We start from the raw sequence: 11,720 nt of genomic DNA on the forward strand, positions 1-11,720 counted from the left end.
CCCCTTTAACTTTAAAGTTTAAGAATCAAGACAAGTTTTTGATGAGCTCGTCAGCAAACTCAGAACACTTCACTTCTGTTGCGCCATCCATTAATCTAGCAAAATCGTATGTGACGACTTTTGATGCGATTGTTTTTTCAACAGATTGAATCACTAGATCAGCTGCTTCCTGCCAGCCAAGGTGCTCAAGTAAAAGCACGCCTGATAGAAGAACAGAAGATGGATTCACTTTATCAAGACCAGCATATTTCGGAGCTGTTCCGTGAGTCGCTTCAAAAATAGCGTGTCCTGTTTCGTAGTTGATGTTTGCCCCTGGTGCGATACCAATTCCACCAACTTGTGCTGCAAGTGCATCAGAGATGTAGTCTCCGTTTAAGTTCATTGTTGCAACAACCTCAAACTCAGCTGGACGAGTTAGGATTTGTTGAAGGAAAATATCTGCAATGCTGTCTTTGACAATGATTTTGCCAGCAGCTTCTGCTTCACTTTGCGCTTTGTTTGCCGCATCTTTTCCATCTTTTTCTACAATACGATCATATTGTGCCCATGTAAAGACTTTGTCGCCAAACTCTTTTTCAGCCACTTCGTAGCCCCAGTTTTTGAAGGCACCTTCTGTAAATTTCATGATGTTTCCTTTGTGAACAAGCGTCACAGATTTACGACCTTGGTCAATTGCATATTGGATAGCTGCTCTGACAAGACGAGATGTTCCTTCTTCAGAAACTGGCTTGATCCCGATACCTGAAGTTTCTGGGAAACGGATTTTGTTCACACCTAATTCGTTTTTCAAGAAGTCGATTAACTTCTTCACTTCGTCTGATCCTTTTGCATACTCGATTCCTGCATAGATATCTTCAGTGTTCTCACGGAAGATAACCATATCTGTATCTTCTGGACGTTTCACAGGAGATGGTACGCCTTGGAACCAGCGAACTGGACGTAAGCATGTGAATAAATCAAGCTCTTGTCTAAGTGCCACGTTTAATGAACGGATTCCTCCACCAATTGGTGTTGTAAGTGGTCCTTTAATAGCAATTAAGTATTCACGAATGTCTTCAAGCGTTTGCTCTGGAAGCCACTCTCCAGTTTTATTGTAAGCTTTTTCACCTGCATATACTTCTTTCCAAGTGATTTGCTTTTCACCTTTATATGCTTTTTCTACAGCTGCTTCAAGAACTCTTGATGCTGCTTTCCAAATGTCAGGACCGATTCCGTCCCCTTCGATAAACGGGATAATTGGATTATTTGGTACATTCAATACGCCGCCAGTAACTGTAATTTTTTCGCCTTGTGACAATGATATTACCTCCCAGGTTATGTAGTGAATATTTGAAACTTCTTGGCTTGATGTCTGCAAGCGAAGAAGTTTTTCACATGATTCGTTTTTTGTTGATATGGAGGCTGATTGGTTTATTTGGATCAGCCTCCGCTTATTCTATAAACATTAGTCTCTTTCACTGATCGGAACAAACGTTTGAAGATCAGGTCCAATGTAATCAGCTCTTGGACGGATAAGACGGTTGTTGTCATATTGCTCTAAAATGTGAGCGATCCATCCAGAGAATCGGCTGATCACGAAAATTGGTGTAAACAAGTCATGATCAATACCAAGACTGTGATATACAGATGCAGAATAAAAATCGACATTCGGTGGAAGATTTTTCTCTGATGTCACGATTTCCTCTGCGCGAACAGACATTTCATACCATTTCGGCTCACCAGTCAGGTTTGTTAAACGCTGGCTCATTTCTTTTAGATGTTTAGCACGCGGGTCACCTTGGCGGTATACACGGTGGCCAAAGCCCATAATTTTTTCTTTCTTCTCTAGCTTACCATGAATATAGGAATCTACGTTTTCGACTTCGCCAATTTCTGAAAGCATCTTCATCACGCCTTCATTGGCGCCGCCATGAAGCGGTCCTTTAAGCGCGCCGATGGCTGCTGTTACACCAGAGTAGATATCTGACAGTGTAGCAACACATACACGTGCTGTAAATGTCGACGCATTTAATTCATGATCCGCATGTAGAATGAGTGCCTTATCAATTGCCTCAATTTCTACTGGTGATGGTTCTTCGCCGTTTAGCATATACAAGAAGTTCGCAGCATAGCTGTATTCTTCTTTTGGCTGTACAGGCTCAAGCCCCTTTCGAATGCGTGAGAACGCAGCGACAAGACCAGAAATTTTCGCCTGTAATCGAATGGCTTTTCTGTAATTCGCTTCTTTGTCCATAATCTCTGATTCATCATCGAGTAAACCTAGTAAGGATACCGCTGTACGAATCGCAGACATTGGATGAACCCCATCCAGCGAATAAGATTTAAAGTGCTCAATGATTTCTTGCGGAATGTGAGCATTTTCATTGAGCTGCTGTTTTAGTTCACTCAGCTCCTGCTCATTCGGCAGCTTTAAGTGCCATAACAGGTAGACAATTTCTTCGAATGTAGCTTTTTCAGTTAAATCATCAATATTGTACCCTACATAAGTAAGAGTATCATCAATAATTGAGCTTACGGATGAAGTTGTTGCCACAATACCTTCTAGACCTCTTGTTGCTGTCATGTTCAATCTCCCCTTTTTAAAAAGATTCCCCTTCGTTGCAGAATTCTCGCTTTTGAAAGCGCTATCCAATCCGAATATGGTGGCAGGTTCAGAAAAGAAAATGCTTACATTTACCTATACGGTTAGAGCGCTTTTAGCCTCATATCTCTTGTGTGATCAATGAGTTCAAAATTAAGCCTATTCCCATTATAAACAATAATCAGACATTTGTTAAATGTTTAACTATAATTTTTTTTGATAAATTTTTTTTCAGCCTTCCGTTTAGGGCATGGAATAAAGGGATTTTACTTCTTTTAATATATTTAATTATGTTTTATTGCAAAAGCTCGCGCAAGAAAAAAATAAAAAAGAAAGTGACATGAGCCACTCTCTTTTCATCCGCTGAAAAATTTCACAGCTTGCATCGCCAAATAGGCAATTCCTGCACCGATCAGCGGGCCAACAGCCACACCTTTAAATAAACTGACGGCCAAAATCGTGCCGAATACAAGCGCTGCCGTAATATGCGGATCATTTTCGAGTAGTACAATGCCGTTTTTTGCAATAAGTGCTACTAATATACCCGCTCCAAGTGCAATCCAAGCATAGGAAGATTTCACCGCTTCTCCAAGCTGCTTAAATCCAATGTCACCTGTTGCGATCGGCACAAGCACAGCAATTGTAATGACGGTCACCCCCCAATTGATGCCTTTTGATTGCAGAACCGGGAAAATTTTCTGATCCAGGCCAATGAGCTTAATCACAATCAGCACAGAAACCGCTAAAATTAACGAATTGTTCTTCGCAATAAGTGCAATCACGAGTAAAAGAACCAAAAATAAATTTGCTTGAGTAAACATACGCCGCCCCTTCCTTTCTTTTTATTGCGACCTTTTCATATTACTAATCTTTTTGAATAAAATGAAGTATCGGACATGCTTGTTTTTTTGGAGGGGATTGTGTGAATCACGCCTATGTGGCCATTTTTCTGCGAAGTTTGATGATGATCAGCATTGCCGTGTTTGCGGTTGTCTTTTTATATCAGTCTTTTCCGTTTTTATATCCTTTTTGGATCGCACTTGTTGTGTCCTGTTTGATTCATCCTGCCGTCTGCAAAATAGAAGAGATCACCGGGATGCCAAGAGGGTTTGTCGTGGTTATTGTTCTATTGCTCTTTTTAGTGGCTGCAGCCGGCTTAATGACGCTTTTAGTAGCGGAAATCATTTCAGGAAGTGCTTATTTAGCAAAAGTATTGCCTGGTCACCTTGATCAAATGATCAGTATTGTGGAGCAGTTTTTCACAAATAAAATTCTGCCTTTATATCATGATTTGACTGCCCAATTTAATACACTTCAAGCAGGACAACAGGAATCAATTTTGGGACAAATTCAAGCACTTGGCGACGAAGCAGCCGCGAAAATCGGGACTTTTCTTTCAAAAACACTCGAACTCATTCCGGTTTTTTTAGGTCTTTTGCCTGATGCAGCAGCAACGCTTTTATTTTCCGCACTAGCGACTTTTTTTATCACAAAAGATTGGTTTACTTTAAAAAAATATGGTTCACGTATCTTTCCCGCAAAGTGGATGCAGCATACACGCGCCATTTTATCTGAAATCAAAAAAGCGATTACTGGCTTTATGAAAGCTCAGCTTCTGCTCGTTGCCATAACCATCGGCATCGTGCTCATCGGGCTGATCATCTTAAAAGTCGATCATGCTTTTGTGATCGCATTATGTATTGGGCTTGTCGATTTACTTCCTTACATCGGCAGCGGAACTGTTTTTCTACCTTGGATCATTTACTCCGCCATGACAGGCAATCTTTCACTTGCCATCGGGCTGGGCATTTTGTATATTGTCGTATTAATTCAAAGACAAATATCAGAGCCGAAAGTCTTAAGTAAATCCATCGGACTTAATCCTTTAGCAACGCTTGTAGCGCTATTTGTCGGGTTAAAATGGTTTGGTTTTCTCGGACTTGCCCTTGGCCCTGCTTCTCTTGTCGTATGGCAGGCGTTTCGTAATGCAGGTGTTTTCAGGGATATTTATCAGTACATTAGGTATGGCATGCAAAAGTAAAAGAGACCTTCTGATGAGGTCTCTTTAGCGAATAATGGTATAGCGTTTCCGGTTTGACATGTTTCTGAGCCAGCGTTCAAAGAGCGGCTTGATTCGTTTTCTCGTCATCGGAATGAGCAGCAAGGCCCCAATGAGATCCGATAAGAAGCCTGGAATGAGCAGCAGCAAACCGCCAATGAGAATGCAAAAGCCATCTACAATGGTTGCCCCTGGCATCTTGCCATATTGTAAATCTCGCTGCACTTTCTGAAATGCTTCAATTCCTTGCTTTCTTGCAAAATAAGCACCTAATGCACTCGTGAGCACGATGATGAGCATCGTTGGTAAAATGCCAATGATTTTACTTGAGATTAAAAACAAACTAATTTCCACTGCAGGGAACAGAATCAATAATAGTAGAAAATATTTCAACCATATCACCTCATGGGGTATCTTTCATCGAAAGCTGTTTACTTTTTTTAGTGTAACATAAAAAAAGAGAGGAGTCAGACAACTCCCCTCGTGTGTGATTTAAAGGACGCTTGCACGGCCTTTGTAGATCGCTCCGCGTGTTGGATCTACTGTAATCTCTTCGCCTTCTTTTAGAAGTGTTGTTGCGCTGTCAAGACCAACAATCACTGGAATGCCAAGGCTGAGTCCAACGACTGCTGCATGGCTTGTTAAACCGCCTTCTTCTGTGATAAGAGCAGATGCTTTCTCTAAAGCGCCCATCATATCACGGTCTGTGCAGTTCGCTACAAGAATTGCACCATCGTACATTTTTTCGTCTGCTTCTTTTCCGCTTTGTGCAATGACAACCGGTCCAAATGCAGATTTACGGCCAATTCCTTGACCCTTCGCAATGATGTCACCGACAACATATACTTTCATTAAGTTCGTTGTACCTGTTTCACCAACTGGCACACCTGCTGTAATCACAATCAAGTCGCCATGTCTGACATAGCCAGTTTCAATTGACTTCTCTACTGCATTCTCAAGCATTTCATCTGTAGAGTTCGTATTTGATCCGCTCTTAGCAAATACGCCGAATACAAGAGATAGCTTTCTAGCCACTGATTCGTTTGCTGTTACCGCTACGATTGGTGCTTTTGGTCTATATTTTGAAATCATTCTCGCTGTATGACCGCTTTCAGTAGGTGTCACAATCGCTGCCACGTCAAGCTTCATTGCTGTATGCGCAACTGATTGGCCGATGGCATCTGTAATGCTGACTTCTACTTCTTCGCTTCTGCGAGAAAGAATCGCTTTATAGTTTAGTGCTTCCTCTGAACGTGATGCAATGTTGTGCATCGTTTGTACAGCTTCAACTGGGTATGTCCCTGCTGCTGTTTCACCAGAAAGCATAATCGCATCTGTGCCGTCAAATATCGCATTTGCCACGTCACTTGCTTCCGCACGAGTTGGACGAGGGTTACGCTGCATGCTGTCCAGCATTTGAGTAGCTGTGATCACAGGCTTGCCTAAACGATTGCATTTTTTAATCAGCATTTTTTGAACAAGCGGTACTTCTTCTGCTGGGATCTCTACACCAAGGTCTCCACGTGCAACCATCAGACCGTCTGATACCTCAAGGATCTCATCGATGTTATCAACACCCTCTTGGTTTTCAATCTTAGGAATGATTTGAATGTCAGCCGCGTTATTCTTTTCAAGAAGCTCACGAATTTCAAGAACATCAGAAGCTCGTCTTACAAAAGAAGCTGCGATGAAATCAACGCCTTGTTCAATTCCGAACAGAATATCATTGGCATCTTTTTCTGTAATACCTGGCAGGTTCACACTCACACCTGGTACGTTTACACCTTTTTTGTTTTTGAGCGTGCCAGTATTCATGACTTTCGTGACGATTTCTTTGCGGTCCTTGTTGAGTTCTTTAACCTCTAAACCAATGAGACCATCATCTAATAGAATGGTTGAGCCCACTTCTACATCATGAATTAAATCTTCGTACGTCACACTAATTCTTTCCGTATTCCCTACAATGTCTTCCATACTCACGATGAGATCAGCACCAGCTACTAGCTCAATTGAGCCGTTTTCAACAGTACGTGTACGGATCTCTGGACCTTTTGTATCAAGAAGGATCGCAATGTCCTTGCCTAAAGTTTTACCTGCTTTACGAATGTTTTCGATGCGTGCACCATGCTCTTCAAAATCTCCATGAGAGAAGTTTAGTCTGGCTACATTCATTCCTGCTTCAATCAATTCAGTCAGCGTTTCAATGCTTTCACTTGCTGGACCGATTGTACAAACGATTTTTGTCTTTCTCATTACTGTTCCTCCTAAGGTCTTCTCGTTTTATATAGAGAGCTCTTGTGAAAGTCGGTACATATGTTGATCGACTGTATGTTTTTTATCTAAGATTTCTAAAATATCGTGATGAACGAGTTCATTGCTTTGAATGCCCACACAGCGTCCGCCACTTCCTTCAAGAAGAAGCTCCACTGCATACGCTCCTAAACGGCTTGCCAGCACCCGGTCAAACGCACTTGGAGAACCTCCGCGCTGAATATGTCCTAAGACAGATACACGTGTTTCAAGGCTTGTCTCCTCTTCAATTCGCTTGCCAAATTCAACACCGCTGCCTACGCCTTCTGCTACGATGATGATACTGTGCTTCTTGCCGCGCTCATGACCTCTTCTCAATCTGGCAATAATTTCGTCCATGTCATAGTCTGCTTCAGGAATCAAAATAGATTCAGCTCCGCCCGCAAGACCTGACCAGAGGGCAATATCACCAGCATGTCTTCCCATTACTTCCACTACGTATGTACGTTCATGAGATGTGGCTGTATCACGAATTTTATCAATGGCATCAATGACAGTATTCAGTGCTGTATCAAAGCCAATAGTGAAATCAGTACCTGGAATATCGTTGTCAATCGTGCCAGGGACACCTACACATGGAAAACCGAGCTCTGTTAATTTCTTCGCTCCCATGAATGAGCCATCTCCACCAATGACAACAAGCCCTTCAATACCGAATTTTTTTAAGTTTTCAATCCCTTTTTCGCGACCTTCAACTGTCTTGAATTCAGGGCATCTTGCCGTGTAAAGTTTTGTTCCTCCACGATGAATAATATCGCCTACTGAACCTATTTCGAGTTTCTCAATTTTACCGTTAATTAGACCTGAATATCCATTATAAATACCGTAAACTTCAACATTATGGTAAATTGCTTTTCTTACAACTGCGCGCACAGCTGCATTCATTCCTGGGGAATCCCCACCGCTCGTTAAAACTCCTATACGCTTCATCTTTTTCACCTCAGAGACCATATATGAATTAAACATACCATTTCCATTGCTTGAAAACAATCATGAGCAAAACCGGATGTTTTCAATACGAATTTCTAAAACCGTACTTATTATACAATTAAATAAACCGTTTTTAAACAAAAGTTAAGAAAGTCATGAAAGCAAATCTCTCAAAAACTTGTAGGATCAAGCGCTCTAAACCTTATCATATCAAGGTTTTCAGACGTTTCAAATTTTATGAAAACAAAAGAAAATTATTTTCAAATAGCGCTTACACAAGGAAGGTTTTCATAAAAAAAGATGAAAAAAAATAAACGTCAGCCAAAAAGGCTGTACGTTTATTTAGTTTACCCCAATATATTGATTTTCAATCGACACTTTGCCAATTGCTTTGTATTTTTGATATCTTTGTTCGACTAATTCTTCTGGCGATAGTTTGAGCAAAGATGTAAGTGACTGTTTTAATGTTTGATCCATGTAGGCTGCTTGTTGTTTCACGTCTCGATGTGCTCCACCTTGCACTTCTTTAATAACATCATCTATAATATCTAATTCTTTTAGGTCTGGAGCGGTAATTTTCATTGTTTCTGCAGCTTTTTTAGCAAGTGATGAGTCCTTCCAGAGCAGTGCTGCTGCACCTTCAGGTGAAATCACTGAATACGTTGAGTTCTCTAGCATGAATAGGTGGTTTCCTACGCCTAAGCCTAGTGCTCCGCCACTTCCGCCTTCTCCAATGACAATACAGACAACCGGTACACGAAGTCCTGCCATTTCGAATAAGTTTTTCGCAATTGCTTCACTTTGCCCGCGTTCTTCAGCTGCTTTACCAGGATAAGCTCCTTTTGTATCAATAAAGCAAATGATGGGGCGATTAAATTTATCTGCTTGTTTCATCAAGCGCAGCGCTTTACGGTAACCTTCTGGATGAGGCATTCCGAAATTACGGCGCAAGTTTTCTTTTGTGTCTTTTCCACGCTGATGGCCAATGACTGTGACAGGAAGCCCTTTAAACGTGGCGATTCCTCCAACAATGGCTTCATCATCGCCATAGAAACGATCACCATGACATTCGAAAAAGTTGTCAAACAGCTCTTGAATGTAATCGAGAGTTGTTGGACGCATGGCATGACGTGCAATTTGCACTCTGTCCCATGGTTTTAAATTTGTATAAATGTCCGCTTCAAGCTTACTCAGACGTGTTTCAAGGCGCTCAATTTCTGCACTTAAATCCATTTCTGAGTTTTGTGTGAACTTTTTCAATTCATCAATCTTCGCTCTAAGTTCGATGACAGGTTTTTCAAATTCTAGTTCTCCAGCCACTCTCGTTCACCTCCTGTGCTGTGTAATGCTAAGATTTGACCCAGTTTTTCTTTCATCTCTGCACGGTGAATGACAGCATCCAATTGACCATGCTTCATTAAAAATTCAGCCGTTTGGAAGTCCTCTGGCAGGTCTTCACGAATGGTTTGTTCAATGATTCTGCGGCCTGCAAAACCAATTAATGCACCAGGTTCTGCAAAGTTGTAATCACCGAGAGACGCAAAACTAGCTGATACACCGCCAGTTGTCGGGTTGGTCATCACAGAGATAATCAAACCTTGGTCCTCGCTGAACAGCTTTAATGCTGAACTTGTTTTTGCCATCTGCATGAGACTGAGAATCCCCTCTTGCATTCTCGCTCCGCCAGATGCAGTAAAGATAATAAATGGCACCTTGTCCGCTTTTGCTTTCTCAATAGCCAGTGTGATCTTTTCACCAACGACCGAGCCCATACTTCCCATACGGAACGTGGCATCCATGACAGCAATTACAGCACTTTGGCCTTCAATTTCACCTTTACCTGTGACAATGGCTTCATTCAAAGATGTCTTTTCTCTGTCTTTCTCAAGCTTTTCTTCGTAGCCTGGGAAACCGAGCGGGTTTTCAGAAATCAGGTGCCCGTTAAATTCTTCAAATGTGCCTTCGTCTACAAGGCTTTCAATACGCTGTTTTGCATTCATTTGCAAATGTCTGCCGCAATTCATACAAACACGTAAATTTTTATCTAGTTCTTTGGTGAGCATTATTTTTTTACATTGCGGACATTTGGTCATGATGCCTTCAGGGACATCTTGACTTGCCTGTTCAGAGGGTACAGATGCATATTTTTTCTTTTTACTGAAAATGTTCTTGATTGACAAATGACTACCTCCCTTTTTGAAGGGTTTTTTCTTTACACGCACATCCACTATTATAGGACATGTCATAACTGTACCGAAACTATTGTACTTTTTTTGTCAAACGCTGTCATCCTTCATTCCATTTTTTTAGTGGGGAATTGATGAGAAATGAGTATGTGTTTGGGGCGCTGAGCAGTTGATATATTTGAATTGTGAACGTCTACAAAAAAATCTCATTCCGGATGAAAAAATTTTCGTATCAGAGAGGAAATGGTGCACGCCTTTCCTCCTATTCCAGAAAGAACGTGCACACTTTTCCAATTCGATTACTCGCCGATAATCGTTAATTTTCTTGTTTTTTCTGCAACAGCTTCTGGGTCTACTTTGATTCTTGCAACGCCTGTTTCCATTGCTGCTTTTGCCACTGCTTTAGCTACCGCTGGTGCTACACGTGCATCAAATGGTGCAGGGATGACGTATTCCGCTGACAATTCTTCATCTGATACAAGGGAAGCAATCGCTTCAACAGCTGCAATTTTCATTTCTTCGTTAATGTGTGTTGCACGTACATCGAGCGCTCCGCGGAAAATGCCAGGGAATGCAAGGACGTTGTTCACTTGGTTCGGGAAGTCAGAACGGCCAGTTCCTACAACACTTGCACCTGCTGCATGTGCATCTTCTGGCATGATCTCTGGGTTTGGATTTGCCATTGCGAAGATCACAGGATCTTTTGCCATTTTTCCAACCATTTCTTTTGTTAAAGCACCTGCTACTGAAACGCCGATAAAGACATCTGCGCCTTCAATTACTTCTTCTAAAGAGCCTTCTTTACGGTCTTGGTTCGTAAATTTAGCTACTTCGTTTTTCACTGCATTCATACCATTTGGACGGCCTTCATAAATAGCGCCTTTTGTATCACACATAATGATATCACGTACACCGAAATGATAAAGAAGTTTGATAATCGCAATACCTGCTGCGCCAGCGCCGTTTGCAACAACTTTGATTGAAGACATTGATTTTCCAGACAGTTTAAGGGCATTGACAAGTCCTGCCACTGTTACAATCGCTGTTCCATGCTGATCATCATGGAAAACAGGAATGTTTGTCTCCTTTTTCAAACGCTCTTCAATGATGAAGCAGTTTGGTGCTGCAATATCTTCAAGGTTCACGCCGCCAAACGTCGGCTCAAGAAGCTTCACTGTTTCAACGATTTTGTCTACATCGTTTGTTGCAAGTGCGATTGGGAATGCATCAACACCTGCAAAACTTTTGAATAATACAGCTTTACCTTCCATGACCGGAAGAGATGCTTCCGCACCGATATTTCCAAGCCCTAACACAGCGCTTCCGTCTGTGACAACAGCGACCATATTACCTTTCATTGTATAATCATACACTTTGCTTGTGTCGTCATAAATATCTTTACATGGCTCTGCAACACCTGGTGAGTAAGCCAAGCTCAAGTCTTTCGCATTTTTCACTTGTACTTTTGATTTTGATTCGAGTTTGCCTTGATTCTCTTTGTGCATATGTAATGCTTCTTCTCTTAATGACATGTGATGAACACTCCTTCAAGTGGAAAATGATTTAATGAATTGCTAAGTTGATAAGCACATACTTGGCAGTTTAAATACACAGAATCTTTAAAATGATAACACAATAGGTGAAATTGTAAAAC

Annotated in this window: 10 protein-coding genes; 1 reads left to right on the top strand and 9 read right to left on the bottom strand. The window is 41.4% G+C overall.

The annotated features are described in order from the left end of the window. Nucleotides 1-25 precede the first annotated feature (25 nt). The 3 genes from icd to NPA43_RS12835 all read right to left on the bottom strand — a co-directional run bounded on the left by icd (nucleotide 26) and on the right by NPA43_RS12835 (nucleotide 3,402). Nucleotides 26-1,297: an NADP-dependent isocitrate dehydrogenase gene (gene icd, locus NPA43_RS12825; protein WP_099726899.1), complete on the bottom strand. Its 1,272-nt coding sequence runs from the start codon at nucleotides 1,295-1,297 to the stop codon at nucleotides 26-28. A 147-nt stretch (nucleotides 1,298-1,444) separates the two neighbouring features. Further along, a complete protein-coding gene (citZ, locus tag NPA43_RS12830) occupies nucleotides 1,445-2,563 on the bottom strand; it encodes a citrate synthase (RefSeq protein ID WP_008346063.1) in 1,119 nt (372 codons plus the stop codon). 374 nt (nucleotides 2,564-2,937) lie between these two features. Then, complete coding sequence (locus tag NPA43_RS12835; protein ID WP_099726898.1) at nucleotides 2,938-3,402, bottom strand: DUF441 domain-containing protein; 465 nt, start codon at nucleotides 3,400-3,402, stop codon at nucleotides 2,938-2,940. Between the two features lie 101 nt (nucleotides 3,403-3,503). On the opposite strand from NPA43_RS12835, the gene ytvI reads away from it, so the two are divergent. Beyond that, nucleotides 3,504-4,622 (top strand): sporulation integral membrane protein YtvI, encoded by a 1,119-nt coding sequence (ytvI, locus tag NPA43_RS12840; protein WP_099726897.1) that lies wholly within the window; start codon nucleotides 3,504-3,506, stop codon nucleotides 4,620-4,622. A 24-nt stretch (nucleotides 4,623-4,646) separates the two neighbouring features. Here ytvI and NPA43_RS12845 read toward each other — a convergent pair whose 3' ends face one another. The 6 genes from NPA43_RS12845 to NPA43_RS12870 form a co-directional block, all read right to left on the bottom strand. Further along, nucleotides 4,647-5,033, bottom strand: coding sequence for an FxsA family protein (locus NPA43_RS12845; RefSeq protein ID WP_099726896.1), 387 nt, complete (start codon nucleotides 5,031-5,033; stop codon nucleotides 4,647-4,649). A 99-nt stretch (nucleotides 5,034-5,132) separates the two neighbouring features. Continuing rightward, complete coding sequence (gene pyk, locus NPA43_RS12850; RefSeq protein WP_099726895.1) at nucleotides 5,133-6,893, bottom strand: pyruvate kinase; 1,761 nt, start codon at nucleotides 6,891-6,893, stop codon at nucleotides 5,133-5,135. A gap of 27 nt (nucleotides 6,894-6,920) precedes the next feature. Further along, nucleotides 6,921-7,880 (bottom strand): 6-phosphofructokinase, encoded by a 960-nt coding sequence (gene pfkA / locus NPA43_RS12855; protein WP_099726894.1) that lies wholly within the window; start codon nucleotides 7,878-7,880, stop codon nucleotides 6,921-6,923. A gap of 342 nt (nucleotides 7,881-8,222) precedes the next feature. Continuing rightward, nucleotides 8,223-9,200, bottom strand: a complete 978-nt coding sequence (gene accA, locus NPA43_RS12860) for an acetyl-CoA carboxylase carboxyl transferase subunit alpha (protein WP_034320966.1) — start codon at nucleotides 9,198-9,200, stop codon at nucleotides 8,223-8,225. Continuing rightward, entirely contained in the window at nucleotides 9,185-10,060 is an 876-nt protein-coding gene (gene accD / locus NPA43_RS12865; protein WP_099726893.1) for an acetyl-CoA carboxylase, carboxyltransferase subunit beta, read from the bottom strand. Before accD ends, accA begins: the two co-directional genes overlap by 16 nt. Nucleotides 10,061-10,365: 305 nt before the next feature. Next, on the bottom strand, nucleotides 10,366-11,598 hold the full coding sequence (locus NPA43_RS12870) for an NADP-dependent malic enzyme (protein WP_025092260.1): 1,233 nt from the start codon (nucleotides 11,596-11,598) through the stop codon (nucleotides 10,366-10,368). Between the last annotated feature and the right edge of the window lie 122 nt (nucleotides 11,599-11,720).

The sequence above is a fragment of the Bacillus pumilus genome, from assembly GCF_024498355.1.
Classification (GTDB): domain Bacteria; phylum Bacillota; class Bacilli; order Bacillales; family Bacillaceae; genus Bacillus; species Bacillus pumilus_P.